14 protein-coding genes and 1 tRNA gene are annotated in these 17,445 nt (G+C 57.8%); 9 read left to right on the top strand and 6 right to left on the bottom strand.

Going from position 1 to position 17,445, the window contains the following annotated elements:
* Positions 1-123: 123 nt before the first annotated feature.
* Positions 124-1,836 (bottom strand): long-chain fatty acid--CoA ligase, encoded by a 1,713-nt coding sequence (locus AB4Z23_RS01755; RefSeq protein ID WP_003514883.1) that lies wholly within the window; start codon positions 1,834-1,836, stop codon positions 124-126.
* Positions 1,837-2,189: 353 nt separating this feature from the next.
* On the opposite strand from AB4Z23_RS01755, the gene AB4Z23_RS01760 reads away from it, so the two are divergent.
* From AB4Z23_RS01760 to AB4Z23_RS01785, 6 genes are all read left to right on the top strand, one after another.
* Positions 2,190-3,239 carry an ABC transporter ATP-binding protein gene (locus AB4Z23_RS01760; protein ID WP_421475924.1) on the top strand — a complete coding sequence of 350 codons (1,050 nt, stop codon included), beginning with the start codon at positions 2,190-2,192 and terminating at the stop codon, positions 3,237-3,239.
* A gap of 154 nt (positions 3,240-3,393) precedes the next feature.
* Positions 3,394-4,410, top strand: a complete 1,017-nt coding sequence (locus AB4Z23_RS01765) for an extracellular solute-binding protein (protein WP_065688368.1) — start codon at positions 3,394-3,396, stop codon at positions 4,408-4,410.
* A gap of 73 nt (positions 4,411-4,483) precedes the next feature.
* Positions 4,484-6,160, top strand: a complete 1,677-nt coding sequence (locus AB4Z23_RS01770) for an ABC transporter permease (RefSeq protein WP_026330643.1) — start codon at positions 4,484-4,486, stop codon at positions 6,158-6,160.
* Positions 6,161-6,332: 172 nt separating this feature from the next.
* Complete coding sequence (locus tag AB4Z23_RS01775; RefSeq protein ID WP_441359973.1) at positions 6,333-8,522, top strand: TonB-dependent siderophore receptor; 2,190 nt, start codon at positions 6,333-6,335, stop codon at positions 8,520-8,522.
* A gap of 102 nt (positions 8,523-8,624) precedes the next feature.
* Entirely contained in the window at positions 8,625-9,506 is an 882-nt protein-coding gene (locus AB4Z23_RS01780; RefSeq protein WP_003514892.1) for a helix-turn-helix transcriptional regulator, read from the top strand.
* Between the two features lie 128 nt (positions 9,507-9,634).
* Positions 9,635-10,027: a PRC-barrel domain-containing protein gene (locus AB4Z23_RS01785; protein WP_003514894.1), complete on the top strand. Its 393-nt coding sequence runs from the start codon at positions 9,635-9,637 to the stop codon at positions 10,025-10,027.
* Between the two features lie 66 nt (positions 10,028-10,093).
* Here AB4Z23_RS01785 and AB4Z23_RS01790 read toward each other — a convergent pair whose 3' ends face one another.
* The 4 genes from AB4Z23_RS01790 to AB4Z23_RS01805 all read right to left on the bottom strand — a co-directional run bounded on the left by AB4Z23_RS01790 (position 10,094) and on the right by AB4Z23_RS01805 (position 12,165).
* Positions 10,094-10,336 (bottom strand): DUF982 domain-containing protein, encoded by a 243-nt coding sequence (locus tag AB4Z23_RS01790; protein WP_003514896.1) that lies wholly within the window; start codon positions 10,334-10,336, stop codon positions 10,094-10,096.
* Positions 10,337-10,663: 327 nt separating this feature from the next.
* Positions 10,664-10,822, bottom strand: a complete 159-nt coding sequence (locus AB4Z23_RS01795; RefSeq protein ID WP_003514897.1) for a YqaE/Pmp3 family membrane protein — start codon at positions 10,820-10,822, stop codon at positions 10,664-10,666.
* Between the two features lie 167 nt (positions 10,823-10,989).
* Positions 10,990-11,065: transfer RNA gene (locus tag AB4Z23_RS01800), tRNA-Thr, on the bottom strand.
* 137 nt (positions 11,066-11,202) lie between these two features.
* On the bottom strand, positions 11,203-12,165 hold the full coding sequence (locus AB4Z23_RS01805; protein ID WP_111799287.1) for an NAD(P)H-dependent flavin oxidoreductase: 963 nt from the start codon (positions 12,163-12,165) through the stop codon (positions 11,203-11,205).
* A 255-nt stretch (positions 12,166-12,420) separates the two neighbouring features.
* On the opposite strand from AB4Z23_RS01805, the gene AB4Z23_RS01810 reads away from it, so the two are divergent.
* Complete coding sequence (locus AB4Z23_RS01810) at positions 12,421-13,566, top strand: hypothetical protein (protein ID WP_065688366.1); 1,146 nt, start codon at positions 12,421-12,423, stop codon at positions 13,564-13,566.
* A gap of 61 nt (positions 13,567-13,627) precedes the next feature.
* On the opposite strand, the gene ppk2 is transcribed toward AB4Z23_RS01810, so the two are convergent.
* Complete coding sequence (ppk2, locus tag AB4Z23_RS01815; RefSeq protein WP_421475906.1) at positions 13,628-14,509, bottom strand: polyphosphate kinase 2; 882 nt, start codon at positions 14,507-14,509, stop codon at positions 13,628-13,630.
* 240 nt (positions 14,510-14,749) lie between these two features.
* Between ppk2 and phoR the strand changes: the two genes are divergently transcribed.
* Together phoR and AB4Z23_RS01825 are read left to right on the top strand one after the other, a co-directional pair.
* Entirely contained in the window at positions 14,750-16,009 is a 1,260-nt protein-coding gene (gene phoR, locus AB4Z23_RS01820; RefSeq protein ID WP_050923853.1) for a phosphate regulon sensor histidine kinase PhoR, read from the top strand.
* Between the two features lie 195 nt (positions 16,010-16,204).
* Positions 16,205-17,239, top strand: a complete 1,035-nt coding sequence (locus tag AB4Z23_RS01825) for a substrate-binding domain-containing protein (protein ID WP_003514907.1) — start codon at positions 16,205-16,207, stop codon at positions 17,237-17,239.
* Positions 17,240-17,445 lie beyond the last annotated feature (206 nt).

The following is a 17,445-nucleotide window of genomic DNA, read 5'->3' on the forward strand; positions in this document are numbered from 1 at the left end:
TGCTCCTCGGCTTCCTGGAAGGATGAGGAAACTATTCTTTTTCAGGCGACCAAATCAAGGCGACTTCGGTAAAAGAAATGGACTGGGAGAAAAGAAAAGAGCCGGTTACCCGGCTCTCGTCCTTCAGTTCAGATTGCGCAACTCACGCCGCAAGATCTTGCCGACGTTCGATTTCGGCAGCTCCGTTCGGAACTCGATGATTTTCGGCCGTTTGTAGTTTGTCAGGCTTTTGGCGCAGAAGGCCTTGAGTTCCGCTTCCGTCAGCGACTGATCCTTCTTGACGACGAAAAGCTTGACGGTCTCGCCGGAATGTTCGTCGGGAACCCCGATTGCCGCGCATTCCAACACGCCGGGATGGCTGGCGGCCACTTCCTCGATCTCGTTCGGATAGACGTTGAAACCGGAAACGAGGATCATGTCCTTCTTGCGGTCGACGATCTTGGTGTAGCCGCGCTCGTCCATGAAGCCCATGTCGCCTGAACGGAAGAAACCGTCTTCGGTCATTGCTTTCGCGGTTTCATCCGGCCTCTGCCAGTAGCCGGCCATGACCTGCGGCCCGCGAATGCAGATCTCGCCGACCTCGCCGGTCGGCAGGCTTTTGCCTTCCTCGTCGCGAATGTCGATTTCCGTAGAGGAAATTGGCAGGCCGATGGTGCCGCTGAATTCCGTGGCATCGAGTCTGTTAACGGTGGCAACAGGCGATGTTTCCGATAGCCCGTAACCTTCGGCGATCGGGCAGCCGACCATGGAAAGCCAACGCTCGGCCACCGGCCTCTGCACCGCCATGCCGCCGCCGAGAACGAGAATGAGCGAGGACAGATCGAGCTTGCGGAAATCCTCATTGTTCATCAGCGCGTTGAACAGCGTATTGATACCCGGAAAAATATGCGGTCGATAATGCGACAACTCTTTCACGAAGCCGGGAATATCGCGTGGATTGGCGATCAGCAGGTTATGGCCGCCAAGCGCGATGCCCATCAGCGAATTCACTGTCAGCGCAAAGATGTGGCACAGGGGCAGCGCGCAGATGAAGTTGAGGACTTCTGGACGGTCCTTGCGTTGGGTGAAAGCGGCATCCAGCCACAGGCTGATCTGGGCCTTGTTGGCCAGAAGATTGGCGTGGGTGAGGATCGCACCTTTGGAAATGCCCGTCGTTCCGCCGGTATATTGCAGGAATGCGATATCCTGCGGCAGGAGGCGGACCGCCTTCAGGGAAAATCCCTGACCTTCCTTCAACACGGCCTTGAAGCTGATGGAGCCGGGAATAGCGTAGGCCGGCACCAGTTTCTTCACCTTGCGAACCACAAGATTGACGATATGTCCCTTGAGGCCGAGGAGATCACCCATGGCTGCAACGACAACATGTCTGACCGCGGTTTTCGGCACCGCCTGCTGCGCCACATGGGCGAAATTCTCCAGTACGAAAAGCGCTTTTGAGCCGGAATCCTTCAGCTGGTGTTCCAGCTCGCGCGGCGTATAGAGCGGATTGACGTTGACCACGATCATGCCTGCCCGCAAAATTCCGTATACGGCGACGGGGTTCTGCAGGATATTCGGCATCATCACCGCAACCCGGTCGCCTTTTTCCAGCCCTCTGGATTGCAGCCACGCGGCCACCGCGCGGGTTTCAATATCCAGATCCCGGTAGGTCAGGGACTTTCCCATGCTGGAAAAGGCCTTCCTGTCGGCAAATTTCGCGCAGCTCTTTTCGAGAAGTTCGACAAGGGAGGTATTGGCGGATGCGGGGATTTCGGAAGGTACGCCCGGCGGGTAGGATGCCAGCCAGCGCTTCTCTGCGCTGACATTTTCCGGATGTCCCAGGGACAATTCACTCATGCTTCTCCTCCCAGAGTCTCTGTCGCGCCGTGCGTTCGATGGAACGCATGAAAGGCGCTATAAGCTGCCTGATCATCATGAGACCCCCAATCAACCGGCGTAATGGCCGGATTGAGGGAACCGCATGTGGCGTCACCGGATCGACTGCTCCTCCGCTCCCCGATGACGAATGATAGACGTCTAATCACCTGACGTCCATCGTATCGGCAAAGCCTATTTAACTCTAACGTAAACGTCAATATTCCTGCCGAACATCTCGCAACCTCGTGAATGGAAACCTATTTTCCCCGCCTTTTGACTTTAATCCTGATTTGAGCGATCAACATAATTCGCAAAGCAGGGCAGGATTGGAAATGGCAGGCAACGCAGCGCTTGAACTGAAATCGGTCGGAAAAAGATTCGGCGATACGGATGTATTGTCCGATATCGATCTGACCGTCGAACGCGGCGAAATCATTTGTCTGGTGGGACGTTCCGGCTGTGGAAAATCGACCCTGCTGCGCATTATAGCGGGTGTGGAGACGCCGGATCATGGCAGCGTTTGCGTGAATGGCGCAGTCGTTGCTGGTCCGGCTGGTTTCGTGGAACCGGAAAAGCGCAATATCGGTTTCGTCTTTCAGGATTATGCGCTCTTCCCGCATCTCACCGTCGAACAGAATGTGATGTTTGGTCTCAGGTCATTGCCAAAGGCCGAGGCCCGCCGCCGGGCTGCGGAGATGATCGAGCACGTTCATCTGCAGGAGTTGGCCAAGCGCTATCCCCACACGCTTTCGGGCGGTGAGCAGCAGCGCGTAGCCCTCGCCCGCGCCCTTGCCCCGCAACCGGGCCTGCTGTTGATGGATGAGCCCTTTTCCAATCTGGACCGGGGATTGCGCGACACTGTGCGCGAGGAAACGCTGGGCGTCCTGCGGCAACTGGGCACGACGGCGATCATGGTCACCCATGATCCGGAAGAAGCGCTTTCCGCCGGCGATCGTGTGGTGCTGATGCAGCGCGGTCGTATCGTCCAGAGCGGCACGGGCTACGAAATCCACGATCATCCCAAAAGCCGCTACGCCGCCGATTTTTTCTGCGCCTTCAACAAGATCGAGGGCAGGGTGAGGGAGGGGCGCGTGGAAACGCCGCTCGGGCCTCTGGGCGATGCGTCCGGTCTGGCGGAAGGTCTTGCCGCCACCGCCTATGTTCGCCCCAATGCGATTTCGATCATCGAGGACAGCGCTGTGAAAGACGGGATTGCCGGCGAAATATCAAGTCGTGTGTTTCTCGGCGAGATCGAACAACTCGGCATAGCCGTTCCCGGCCTTCCAGCCGACCTGCGCGTTAGGACGATGCAGCGCACACCCGCCAAGACCAAGGCCGTGCGCTTCGGCATCGATCCGAAGGGTGTCCTGATATTTACCTGAAGTTGAATGAGTGGATTTGCATGTTTATTTTCGCTCCATTTTCAACTGTTGGTGATCGAAACCCTCCTGAAAACGGCCAAATAAAACTTGATTTGATACGTCATGTATGATGTTTGCTCCCCCTATATTGCGCCATCGAAGAGGGAGACACACCATGACGAAATTTGCCAAACTTGCCCTGCTTGCCAGCACGGTCGCCTTTGCAGCGGGATCAGTCAGCGCTGCTGAACTGAACATCTACACCACGAGAGAGCCGGCCCTGATCCAGCCCCTGCTGGAATCCTTCACGGCCTCCAGCGGTGTCAAGGTCAACACCGTATTCCTCAAGGATGGCCTTGCAGAGCGCGTTCTGAGCGAGGGCGCAAGCTCACCTGCCGACGTGCTGATGACGGTGGATGCCGGCAATCTCGTCGATCTCGCGGAAAAGGGTGTTACCCAGCCGGTTGAATCCGAAACCCTGAACAAGGCGATTCCGGCGGAACTTCGCGACGCCAAGGGCCACTGGTTCGCACTTTCCATGCGTGCCCGCGTTCTCTATGCGGCGAAGGATCTCGACCTTGCCTCCTTCAACTATGAAGACCTGGCAGATGCGAAGTGGAAGGGCAAGATCTGCATTCGCGCCGGCCAGCATCCCTATAATACGGCTCTCTTTGCCGACTACATCGCTCACTATGGCGCAGCGGACACCGAAAAGTGGCTTGCCGGCGTCAAGGAAAACCTGGCCCGCAAGGCAGGCGGCGGTGACCGTGACGTTGCCAAGGATATCCTCGGCGGCATTTGCGATATCGGCATCGCCAACTCCTATTATGTCGGCCTGATGCGCTCGGGCAAGGGCGGCGAGGAGCAGGTGAAGTGGGGCGACGCGATCAAGGTCGTTCTGCCGACGTTCAAGAATGGTGGCACGCAGGTCAACATCAGCGGTGCGGCTGTTGCCAAGAACGCTCCGAACAAGGCCGAAGCCGTCAAGCTTCTGGAATACCTTGTTTCGGACGAAGCCCAGAAGATGTATGCCGAAGCCAACTTCGAATATCCGGTCAGGCAGGGCGCTGCACTCAACGACATCGTTGCCTCCTTCGGCACCCTGAAGGTTGACAACAAGTCGCTGACGGAGATCGTCTCTCATCGCAAACAGGCGAGCGAGCTGGTCGACAAGGTCGGTTTCGACCAGTAAAGGCCAATTGGCGACAACAAGTTGGAAGGCGTTCGCATCCGCGGGCGCCTTTCCCTGTATTTTCAAGAAGCTCATGAATCCAGACGCCGTCCAGCCATTGATGCCCCGCGCAAGACCAAGGTTTTCATCCTCCTTCTGGTGGCTGAGCCTGTCTCTGGCAGCGGTCTGTGGCGCCATGCTGCCGGTTCTGGCACTCGTCTCGCAGGCGGTGCAGGGGTCTGATGGCCTGTGGTCCCATCTCGGTTCCAGCGTGATTTTGACGGCTTTGCCGGATACCGCAGTTCTGATGCTCGGCGTCGGGTTGCTGGCCGGTGTTATCGGCACATTTGCCGCCTGGCTGGTTACGGCCTATGATTTTCCCGGCCGCAAAATACTGGAATGGGCGCTGCTGCTGCCGCTCGCCATGCCCACCTATATCGTCGCTTACGCCTATCTCGATATCCTGCATCCGATCGGGCCGGTGCAGGGGGCGATCCGCTGGCTGCTGGGCTATTCCAGCCCGCGTGAATTCCGCCTGCCGGACATAAGGTCCATGACGGGCTGCATCATCCTGCTCGGTTTCGTGCTGTTTCCCTATGTCTATATTCCCGTGCGCGCCATGTTCCTCACGCAGGCGGGCAACCTGCTTGAAGCGGCACGCACGCTTGGCGTTTCCAGACGCGCGGCTTTCTTCAAGGTTGCGGTGCCTTTGGCGCGCCCGGCCGTCGCGGTCGGCATCAGCCTTGCCCTGATGGAAGCGCTGAACGATATCGGCGCATCGGAATTCCTTGGTGTCCGAACACTCACCGTTTCGGTCTATACCACATGGGTCACGAAATCCGACCTGCCCGGTGCGGCGCAGATCGCGCTTTCCATGTTATTCATCGTGGTTGCCCTCGTGGCATTTGAACGATGGGCGCGGCGTAAGCAGCGTTATACCGTGTCGGCGCAGAAAAGCAGGGAACTGGAGCCTGTGCGTCTCACCGGTCTTAAAGCTTGCGGTGCCTTTGCGCTCGGCAGCCTGCCGGTTCTGATCGGCTTCGTGGCGCCGGCAAGCTATCTCGTCACCGAGGCATGGAAGCGTTTCCGGTTCAGCGGACTGTCGTCCCGTTTTGCCGATGAGGCTCTGAATACCATCCTCTTTGCCGGACTGGCGACGGCGATCACCCTCGTCCTCGGCCTTGCGGTCGCTTACGCGATGCGCCTTGCTCCGGGACGCCTCTCGCTCTGGTCCTACCGGCTTTCCACGGTAGGTTACGCGGCCCCCGGCACGGTCATCGCCATAGGTGTACTGATCGCGCTTGGCGGCTTCGACCGGTTTGTCGACCAGACCATGCGCGACTGGTTCGGCATATCCACAGGCCTTATTTTCATCGGCAGCGGTGCGGCCCTGATTTACGCCTATTCGGCGCGGTTCCTCACCATTGCGGCTGGCGGCGTCGATGCCGGCCTGAGCCGTATCCCGCAATCCTTCGATCACGCCTCGCGAACGCTGGGACGATCCGCAACACAGACATTCCGACAGATCCATCTGCCGCTTTCAAAGGCATCGCTGGCCGCCGCCGCCTTGCTGATCTTCGTCGATTGCGTCAAGGAACTTCCCGCCACACTCCTGTTACGGCCGCTGAATTTCGAGACTTTCGCAACCCATCTTTACGGTGAGGCGGCGCGTGGCACCTACGAGGAAGCGTCGATTGCGGCCTTGGCGATTGTCGTCATCGGCATCCTGCCGGTCATGCAGCTTGCAAGGATCGGGCGGCGCAAGAGCTGACGCCTGCACCATAAATGACAGGCGCAAAACTGTGCGAGAAGCCAATAAGCTTCAAATCTGCCCAGAAAACGACAAGCATCCGGCCTTAATCCTGATGTAAATACTCAGCTTAATTGAGGTGCTGCGGCCTGCCGTATATAAACGTCGGCCGTGATCTGTTTCGGGGCATATCTTGAAAAATTTGCATGAGATGTTTTTGGGCCGCCTGGCTTTGGGAACGGCTGCCATTGTCTTGATGGCGCCATTGGTAGGTCAAGCACAGCAGACGACCGTCCTGCGTGAGATTACCGTCGAGGGGCAGGGCGCGGAAAACGCCACCGGTCCGGTCCGGGGGTACGTCGCGAAGAAAAGCGCGACGGGTTCGAAAACTGAGACGGAAACGAAGGACATTCCTCAGTCCGTATCGGTCGTCGGCCGCAAGGAAATGGATGACCGCGGTGTCGTGACCAAGATCGACGAGGTACTGCGCTACACGCCCGGCGTAACGGCGGAACCTTTCGGCACCGATCCGGATACGGACTGGTTTTACATTCGCGGTTTCCAGGCAACCCAGACCGGCGTGTTTCTGGATGGGCTGAACCTGTTCAGCTACGGTTTCGGCGGTTTCCAGATGGATGCCTATGGTTTGGAGCGGGTGGAGGTGCTGAAGGGACCGGCTTCGGTGCTCTACGGCGGCGCCAATCCCGGCGGCATCGTGCAGATGGTTCGCAAGCGCCCGCAGGATGAGCCAGTCCGCGAAACGGAAATCGGCATCAACAATTTCGGCAATACTTTCTTCGGTTTCGATCTCGGCGACAAGGTTGACGGTGAGGGCGTGTGGAAATACCGCGTCACTGGCAAGGTCTCGGGCGGCGATAATTACACCGACTACTCCGAGGATCTGCGCGGCTTCATCATGCCGCAGATCACCTTCGAGCCGGATGCTCAGACCAGTGCCACGCTCTACGGCTATTTCTCGGCGCTGGATCAGGTCCATGTCGGCAATGGCTTCCTGCCCTATGTCGGCACTGTGGTTGACGCACCTTTTGGCAAGCTGGACCGCAAGGGCTTTTATGGCGAGCCTGATATCGACAATGGTCGCGTCTACCAGTCCATGGTGGGTTACGAAGTCAGCCACGAATTCGACAATGGCTGGAAGATCAGCCAGAATGCACGCTACGGCCACCTCTACAAGCACGAAACCGGACCCTATGCGGGCGGCTGGGCCAATACCGACGCCAATGGCCAGCCAATCCTCGATGCCACCACCAATGACTATATGCTGACCCGCTTTGGTTATGACGGCCTGTCGAAGGTCGACAGTTTCGGCGTCGACAACCGCGTCGAAGGCCAGTTCGATACCGGTGCTGTCAGCCATTCGCTGCTCTTCGGTCTCGATTATAAATACTACAAGCTGGATCAGGTGCAGGCGTGCTGCGGATCGAATGCGATCGGTGCGCTCAACCCGGTCTATGGTTCGACGCAGGGAACGAATTTCGTCTACGCCAATAACGTCGTGACGCAGCAGCAGATCGGCATCTATGCACAGGACCAGCTGCGTTTCGGCGATGGCTGGCTGGTAACGCTGAACGGGCGCTACGATTACGTCGATACCGAACTGAACAACAGGCTGCCAGCGAGTATGTCTCGCCGCTCAAATGACGATGCGCTGAGCGGTCGCGCCGGTCTTGCCTATGAATTCGACAATGGCCTGACGCCCTATGTCTCGGCGGCCACCTTCTTCAATCCGCTCATCGATACACTTGCGGATGGCAGCTCCGCCGTACCCGAGGAAGGACATCAGTTCGAGGCCGGTATCAAATACGAGCCGACCTTCTTCGATGGCAGCATCACCGCCTCTGTCTTCAAGCTTGTGAAGGACAACGCCATCGTTTCCTATACCGCCGGCGGCGTAACGACGAGCGGCCAGTTCGGACAGGTGGAGTCCACCGGCTTTGAGCTGGAGGCGAAGGCCAATCTCACCGACAACTGGAAAACCATCGCCTCCTATTCCTATACCGATCTCGATATCACCAAGGACGCCAATCCTAACCTGATCGGCAAATCTCCGTGGATTGTGCCTGCTCACACCGCGTCGCTTTGGGTGGATTACGCCTTCACCGATGATACGTTTGAAGGTCTCAGTATTGGCGGCGGCGTGCGTTATCAGGGCAAGTCCTGGGCAGATGCGGCAAACACGCTGCGTGTTCCGGATGCTGCGGTCTTCGATGCCGCGATCCGCTACGAGAAGAACGACTGGACGGCATCCGTCAACGTCGCGAATGTCTTCGACAAGGAATACGTCAAGAGTTGCGCCGGCGTCTCGGTTTGCGGCTGGGGTGACAGCCGCACCATCACCTTCAAGCTTTCCAAGAAGTGGTAACGGGTAGCTGGCAGTTGCGGGAAAAATAGTTTGCCCCTATAAACATGAATAATCTTATCATGTTTATAGGGGCGCCTTTGCGCCTTGCGGGATCGAGAGGCCATGGCTTTCCGCGTTCGGATGGAAAATGAGATCGAGGGCTTTGCCGTTATCGGCGGCCCACGCTCGCGGGTGTGGAACGGCATCGTCGCCGATCTGTGGGACGTGCGTTGCGCATCGAAGGCGGGTGGCCGCTATGTCGGCAAGGACCCGCGTTTCGTTTTCCTGCTTGATATGGATGGGACGGATGATGGGCGGTTCATGATGAATCGTAGCCGCCGCGACAATTACGCGTCATCCGAAGCGAACCGCATTTCCTTCGTACCGGCCGACCTGGACGTACATGCGGAACTCAGCAATGTTTCCTTCGTGCGCCATCTCGATCTGCACTTCGATGCGGGATTGCTGGGGGCGCGGCTGGTGCAGGGGTTCGATCCGCACGGATTGCTCGATCCGCACCTGATGTTCGAGGATGAGCGCCTGCTGGTGCTTGCGCGGCTGATCGCCGCCGAATGTGATAATCCAGACCCTTTGCACGATCTATACGGCGAAAGCCTCGTGCTGGCGCTGTTGACGGATTTCCTCAAGGTGAAGCGGGAGCCGGTCAAAAAACGCAGCAAGCTGGCCTCCTGGCAGTTGAGAGCGGCGACCGATTACATTCGCGAACATTGCCTGCGGTCAATAAGGCTGGAGGAACTGGCAGAACTCACCAACCTGTCGCAATCCCATTTCAGCCACGCCTTCAAGGCGTCGACAGGCGTGCCGCCGCATCAATGGCAGATGCAGGCGCGTATCGATCGGGTCAAGGACCTGATGATGCGAACCGACATGGCGCTGACCGACATCGCCATCGCAGCCGGGTTTTCGGATCAGGCGCATTTTTCTCGCGTCTTCCGTAAAATGGTCGGTGTTTCTCCTTCCGTCTGGCAAAAAATCCGCCAATAGGGCTTTTTTTCGCGCCTCGTGATCCGCGTCTTCAGTCCACAGCGCGCGAAAAGCTTCGGAACGAATTTCCGGTGGAGGGGTTTACCAAGTGTAATACTCACGAGGAAAAACCAAGGAGGAAAGACGTTATGTTGCATCAAGAACCCCGTGCCGGGCAGGACCCTTACGTCAAGGATACACCGAGCCTGATCGCCAGCGACAAGGTTGAAGGCACGCGCGTCTATGGCGCCGATGGCAAGCATATCGGCTCGATCCAGCGGATCATTCTGGAAAAACGCGGCGGCCGTGTCGCTTATGCGGTTTTGAGCTTCGGTGGCTTTTTCGGAATCGGCGACGACTATTATCCGCTGCCGTGGGAAAAGCTGCATTATGACGAAGAGCTTGACGGCTATCGCATCGATCTTACCAAAGAGCAGATCGAAAATGCGCCTCACTTCGCCAACCTGGACGACGACGACCTGCTGCATGCGCGAGACCGCAAGGTTTACGACTACTACGGCGTCGCACCTTACTGGATGTAGATCGAACGAAATATGGCAAGCATGAAAATGGCCCCTTTCGAGGGGCCATTTGTCGTCTGAATATGATCAGTGCGGATTTTTCTGCATCTCGGAAACCGCGTCGGTAAAGCACTTGCGCGCTTCCTCCGGCGATTTGCGTCCATCAAGCGCAGCGCGGCAGGCGCTTCTGGCTCTCACGAAACTCAATCCGCGAATTTTGGGCCAGCCTTCCGTCAATAACATCAGTGCCTCGAACGGGCCGGCGATAACGCTTTTGCCCTTCGCCTCGAGATTGACCTCGACAGGCTCTGTCCATCTCTCGTTCTTCATCGTGCACCTCCCAGAGCAACGCGATCCCGAAATACACCCGACAGCAAAGCAACCCATGAACGCAGCCGTGTGTTACCGCTGATTAGAATAAGCGCAAGCGATCGAATTGACAACGGTGATCAACGAAAGCCGAAAAACGAAAGAATCGCCAGAACGATGACGACAAGGCCCACGATGTAGATGATCTGGTTCATGATTTTCTCCTTAGCTGGTGTCATCACCATAACGTGAGGGAGAAGATGAGGTTCCAGTCGGAATTACGAATTTAATCACGTACTAAAATATTGTGCGCATCTGATGGTTGTCCCGTCATATGCCGCGCAAATCTCATTTGCGCAGGATCACCCAGATCGCGTGAATGATGCCGGGAATGTAACCGCAAAGCGTGAGCAGGATATTCAACCAGAAATGCAGGCCTAGTCCGACCTGGAGAAACACGCCAACCGGCGGAAGAATGATGGCGATGAGAATACGAAGGACATCCACGATGGCAAGCTTTCCACTTGATTGCGACTTGCTGCTCAACGTGCGGAGGCCTGTTTGGTTTCAAAGGTTTTATGATTGCAGCAGCAGCGCCAAATGACGATTTCCGCCAGTGGACAACGCCGCGCCAAAGGCAACTCAGTGTCGGAAATGAATTTTTAAGGAACAAATGGTGCCGCTTACGTGACTCGAACACGTGACCCCGTCATTACGAATGACGTGCTCTACCAACTGAGCTAAAGCGGCCCGATTGTGACCCGTTTGTTACGGATCAGCTTCATGGCGGGCTGATACAGGCAATGCTGACGGATTTCAAGCCTTGAATGCGCGGGTTTCGAAAAATCCGAAAAAAAGCTTTGCCTGCCCGTTGTTTATAGGTGGCCTCAGCCTCTCGCGCAGATGCGCTGTCTGGCTGCCTCATACTCGCGTACCAGCCGATCGACGAGGTCAGCCACCGGCTCCACCACCTTGACCGCGCCGATGCCTTGTCCGGCGCCCCAGATATCCTTCCAGGCCTTTGCGCCGCCGGTGGCGGTTTCGAAGTCCATCTTGGAAGGGTCCGCTTCCGGCAGGTTGTCGGGGTCCATGCCTGAGGCGACGATCGAGCTTTTCAGGTAGTTGCCGTGTACGCCCGTGAAATAGTTCGAATAAACGATGTCCTTGGCCTGTGCCTCCACGATCGCCTGCTTGTAAGCGTCGGAGGCCCGGGCTTCCTGCGTCGCGATGAAGGGGGAGCCTATATAGGCCATATCCGCGCCCATGGCCTGCGCCGCAAGGATGGAGCCGCCATTGGCGATGGCGCCGGCCAGCAGCAGGGGACCATCGAACCATTCGCGGATTTCCTGAACCAGGGCGAAGGGTGAAAGCGTGCCCGCATGTCCGCCGGCACCCGTTGCCACTGCAATCAGCCCGTCCGCGCCCTTGCGGATGGCGGAGCGGGCGTGGCGATCGTTGATGACATCATGCAGCACGATACCGCCATAGGAATGCACGGCCGCATTGACTTCCGGTACTGCACCAAGCGAGGAAATCACCACCGGCACCTTGTATTTGACGCAGAGGCCGAGATCGTGTTCCAGCCGCCGGTTGGACATATGTACGATCTGGTTGACGGCGAAAGGAGCGGCCGGGCGCTCGGGGTTGGCCTTGTTGTGGGCGGCCAGATCCTCGGTGATCATTGCCAGCCATTCGTCCAGCTGGCTTTCGGGCCGCGCATTCAGCGCCGGGAAAGCGCCGATGACGCCCGCCTTGCATTGCGCCAGCGTCAATTGCGGATGCGAAATAATGAATAGCGGTGACGCTATGACCGGAAGACGCAGATTGTCTTTCAGCACGGACGGCAGCATGTCTCCTCCCACGGATTACGTTTACGCGCACGTAAGTCAATATCGTGTTCGGCAGCGGATTGAAAGCGAAAACAGCGTCGCACTGGCCCGCCAGACCTGCGCTCGCAGCGCCACAATGGATCGATTTTCCCCAAGGCAATCCGGTCTTTATCGCAAACGATGCTTGCGGAGGCGCGGCATAGCCGTTACCGAATCGTAAACCAATGGCGCACTGCCACATATTTTTCGCGAAGAGCAGTAGAATAAGGATCGGTCGTGAGCGGACTGGAAACGGCAATCAGAAATGCTCTGGAAAAATCGGACAGATCGAACGCCGAAGTTCGTGCACGAATTTACCAATCGTCCCGTCAGGCACTGGAAGCGGGCCTGCGCAAGCAGGGCATAGACGACCCGCAGATTGTGGGCCAGCAGCGCCAGCGGCTCGAAAGCCTGATCCATGTTATAGAGAATGAAGAGCGGAATCGTCTTCTGGACAGGGTGGAGCAGCAGTTGCGGCCGCCTGTGCCGGAAAGTGCGGCGCATGACGGCCCCTCGGTCGATCCCGTCTCACAATCGCAGCATCACGGCGATATGGCAGTCGAGCCGGAATTGCGTGGCGAAACGCGCGATGTGCGGCCGGGCGCCGCTGCGGCTCCGGAACCCCTGAGTGCTGGACGTCGTAGTGGAAAACCGCCAAGGAGAGGCTCCAGCGCAGGTGACGCCTCGCTCGCGTTTCGTCCGGAAGGTGCCGTTGGGCGCCGCAAGCGTCGCGGACTTTTCGCCCGGCTTTTCATGCTCGTGACACTGCTTGCCTTTGTCGGTTTCGGCGCCTGGTGGGTCTATTCCTCCGGCCTGCTGCTCACGCCGGAGCAGCGCGATACCAGCGTGCCCAATCCGCCGGCACAAGTCCAGGCGGAGGACTTCAACGGTACTGAGCCCGCGCCGAGCCTTTCCGCCGGCCGCGGTTTTTCTGACGACTGGGTGGAAGTATTTAATGCGGAGCGCGGCAGTTCCGGAGTTTCGGCAGGCTCCCGCGCCAGTGTCGAGAACATCGCCACACCCGCCGGCAAGGCGATACGGGTGACGTCGAGAAGCGTCTCTCAGGACGGCGCAATCAGCGTCGAGGTTCCGGTGGAAGTGATGCGCGACATGGCGGGTAAATCCTCGACCATCTCGATCACGCTGCAATCCTCCAGCGATCGGCAAACTCAGGTTTCCGTAGCATGCGATTTCGCCACGTTGGGCGATTGCTCCCGTCACCGTTTCACGGCCACGGCCGAGCGTGCGGATATGCTGCTGAACACGACGTTCGAGCGTTCGCTTGCCCCGAATGCGCCCGGCAAGATCTTCATCAACAGCGATATCGATGGCAATGCCCGCCCGGTGAACCTGTACTCCGTGCGCATTTTGCCTGGTCAGTAAGAATCCAGCAAGAAGAGGGAACAAGCGCCGCAGCCGGGGCGCTTGTTGATGTCTCCCAGTCTTATTTCAGAAAACCCGGTCCTGATCCCAGGATCTTGTCGTCGATTTCGCCAATCGCCTTTTTGTCCTTGCCGTCGTAGTCAAGCGTATTGAGGATGTGGCGAATGAGGTTCACCCTCGCACGGCGTTTGTCGTTGGCGCGCACCACCGTCCAAGGGGCGACATCGGTGTGGGTCTTTTCCAGCATCTCGTCGCGCTTTTGTGTGTAGTCGTCCCACTTCGTCAGCGCGGCGATATCCATGTCGGAAAGCTTCCAGCATTTCAGCGGGCTGTGGCGACGGTCATGGAAGCGCTCGATCTGCGTTTCGCGGCCGATATCAAGCCAGAACTTGAACAGATGAACACCCTCATGGACCAGCATCTTTTCGAGGCGTGGTGTTTCCTTGAGAAAGCGCTTGTGCTCTTCGGGGGTGCAGAAGCCCATGACAGGCTCCACCCCGGCGCGGTTATACCAGGAACGGTCGAAGAGGACGAATTCTCCAGCCGTCGGGAAATGCGAGATATAGCGCTGGAAATACCATTGGCCACGCTCGGTCTCGGTTGGTTTGGTCAGCGCCACGACACGGGCATAGCGGGGGTTGAGGTAAGCGTGGGCCGCAAAGATCGCGCCGCCCTTTCCGGCGGCATCGCGTCCTTCGAAGACTGCCATCACCCGTTTGCCGGTGTCCTGCAGCCAGAACTGCACCTTGACCAGCTCCACCTGCAGCGCCTCGAGGGTGGCGTCGTATTCCTCCCGCTTCATCTTTTTGTCGTAAGGAAAATCTCCGGCGGAAAGCTTCTTCTCCTCCACCCAGTCGGGAAGAACCGGATCGTCGATGTCGAAGCTGCGCAGCTTGCCGCCAATGGTGATCTCCACCGATCGCTTCTTCGTTTCTTCGCCCATGCTTTCCTCCTGATGTTGTTGTGTAAAGGCAACTCGCTGCCAATGAGTTCATATCCACCCGCATAATTCAAGTGAAAGAGGATTGGTTAGCCGGAGTGCTACCGCAGTGACGATTGCGGCGCAGATTTTGCGCATATACGCTGTGGAAAATACGCGATGATGAATCTCTGTCATGAAGCTGGCCTATGAGACTCCGATGCGCTGTCAGGTGAAAGTGGAAAGTGTGCTGAAATGGCAGTCATGAAAGGCGAGAGTGGATTGAAGCTTTTTGCGAAAAAGCTTGGCCGAAACTGGTTGCCTGTTCTCGTCGTCAGCATGCTTGCCGTCGCTGCCGTTTCTGAGTTGCAAACGCCCTATATGCCCGCCGTCCTGTGGCTCTGTGCCGTCATCGCTATTTTGACCGCTCGGCAAAAGCCGGAGGAGCCGGCTAAGGATGAAACCGCAGCTGCTGAGGCGGAAGAGCCTGATGTGCCCGGCGAAAACGTCATTTCCGGGGTGAGGGCGGGTCTGGCCGTTCTGGATACGCCGGTCTTCATCCTCGATAAAAACGCAGGCGTTCTTTATCAGAACGGCGCGGCGGAACGCGCCTTTGGCCAGCTTCCGGCCGGCGCGCATATTTCCGCCCGGCTGCGTTCGCCGGGCTTGCTGGATGTCATTCGCGAGACCATCACCACCGGCCAGCCCAACCAGGTCGAGCATTCCGAGCGTTTTCCCTCAGAGCGGGTCTTCATCGTCCGCATTGCCCGGGCGGATGCGGGAGAGGCAGCGGGTCCACCGTTCTACATCCTGTCGTTCCGCGATGTTTCGGAGCTTCGCCGCATCGACCGCATGCGCAGCGACTTCGTTGCCAATGCAAGTCATGAATTGCGCACCCCACTCGCCTCGCTGCGCGGTTTCATCGAAACCATGCAGGGGCCGGCCCGCAACGACCCCAAAGCGCAGGAACGTTTCCTCGCCATCATGCTCGATCAGGCCACACGCATGAGCAGGCTGGTGGATGACCTCATGTCGCTTTCAAGGCTGGAATTGCGGGCGAATATTGCGCCGGACCAGAAGGTCGATCTCGTCCCAGTCATCGGCCATGTCCGGGATGCGTTGCTGCCACTCGCCAACGAGCTGGATGTGGTTATTACGCTGCATCTGCCCGACCGGTCGGCAGAAGTGCAGGGCGACCGCGACGAGCTGGTGCAAGTGTTTCAGAACCTCGTTGAAAATGCTTGTAAATATGGCCAGGAAGGCAAGGTCGTGGATGTCTGGCTGCGTGCCGAACCCGGCAAGCCGGTGGAGGTGAGCGTCATTGACAAGGGGCCGGGCATTCCTGCTGAACATGTGCCGCGTCTGACGGAACGGTTTTACCGCGTCAGTGTCGCTGACAGTCGCTCCAAAAAAGGGACCGGCCTCGGGCTTGCCATCGTCAAGCACATCCTCACCCGCCACCGCGCCCGCCTCATCATTAAATCGGAACTGGGCAATGGCACGGACTTTACCGTCAGATTCTGACATAGAGTACATTACAGTCTTTAGCTTCGAAAAATTTTATAAATAAAATCAATAATTTAGGCTGTCACAAATCTTTCACCGAAGTGACATAAAAGGAAGTGGTTACGGTGGTTAAGAAGAGACCGCCGAGCGCATGCTAAGAGCGTCTGCCGCTATCGGCTGCGTCCACAAACAAGCCCACGACGGGAGAGACAAATGAACTTCGTTAAATTTTCCGCAGCAGCTCTGGTGGCTTCTGTCGCCTTCGCTGGCGCCGCCGCTGCTCGCGACCAGATCCAGGTTGCTGGTTCCTCCACGGTTCTGCCCTATGCCAAGATCGTTGCCGAAACTTTTGCTGAGACTTTTCCGAACTTCAAGGCTCCGGTTGTTGAGTCTGGCGGCACGGGCGGCGGTCTGAAGGCGTTCTGCTCCGGCGTCGGCGAAGGCACCATCGACATTGCAAACGCTTCGCGCCCGATCAAGAGCGACGAACTTGCCGCTTGTAAGGCCGCTGGCGTTGCCGACGTTCAGGAAGTGAAGATCGGCTACGACGGCATCGTCTTCGCAATGGACTCTTCCAACAAGGACATCAAGCTCGAGCCGAAGGATCTGTACCTCGCGCTCGCCGCTGAAATCGTCAAGGACGGCAAGCTCGTTGCCAACCCTTACAAGAAGTGGTCGGAAATCAACAAGGAACTGCCTGATGTAGCGATCGCCGCTTACATTCCGGGTTCCAAGCACGGCACACGCGAAGTCTTCGAAGAGAAGATCATGGCTGACGGCTGCAAGGAAGCCAAGGCGACCGACGCCATCAAGGCGCTTATCACCGACGCCAAGCAGGCTGCTGCCAAGTGCGTTGCAGTTCGCAAGGACGGCGCTGCAGTCGACATCGACGGCGACTACACCGAGACGCTTGCCCGCATCGACGCCAACAAGACCGGCCTCGGCGTTTTCGGCCTGGCATTTTACGAGAACAACGCTGACCGCCTGAAAGTTGCGACCGTCAGCGGCGTTGTTCCGTCCACGGAAACCGTTGCCAGCGGCAAGTACCCGGTTTCGCGCCCGCTGTTCTTCTACGTGAAGAAGGCTCACCTGGGCGTTATCCCGGGCCTCAAGGAATATGTCGAGTTCTTCGTTTCTGACGAAATGATCGGCCCCGACTCCCCGCTCGCAAACTACGGCCTCGTTGCCGCTCCGGAAAAAGAACGCGAAGAAATTCGCTCCAAGTTCGCTGCCGGCGCTTCGATGTAATAAACAAGGAGGGGTGCGGCCTGCCGCACCCCTCTCTCCGCTCCGGTACCGTTGTGCTTAAGGCGGCTGTCTCCGGTTGACAGTTCCCATCCATCGCCGTCCACATAATTGTTGATGGATTACAGATGGATAGGATGTATCAACCTTGACGCTTGCCAGACTTTGTTACAGTCAGGCGGCAAGCATCTCTGGATGGTCCAGCGGTC

Origin of the sequence: Agrobacterium sp. MCAB5, assembly GCF_052114365.1 — a bacterium.
Taxonomy (GTDB): domain Bacteria; phylum Pseudomonadota; class Alphaproteobacteria; order Rhizobiales; family Rhizobiaceae; genus Agrobacterium; species Agrobacterium tumefaciens.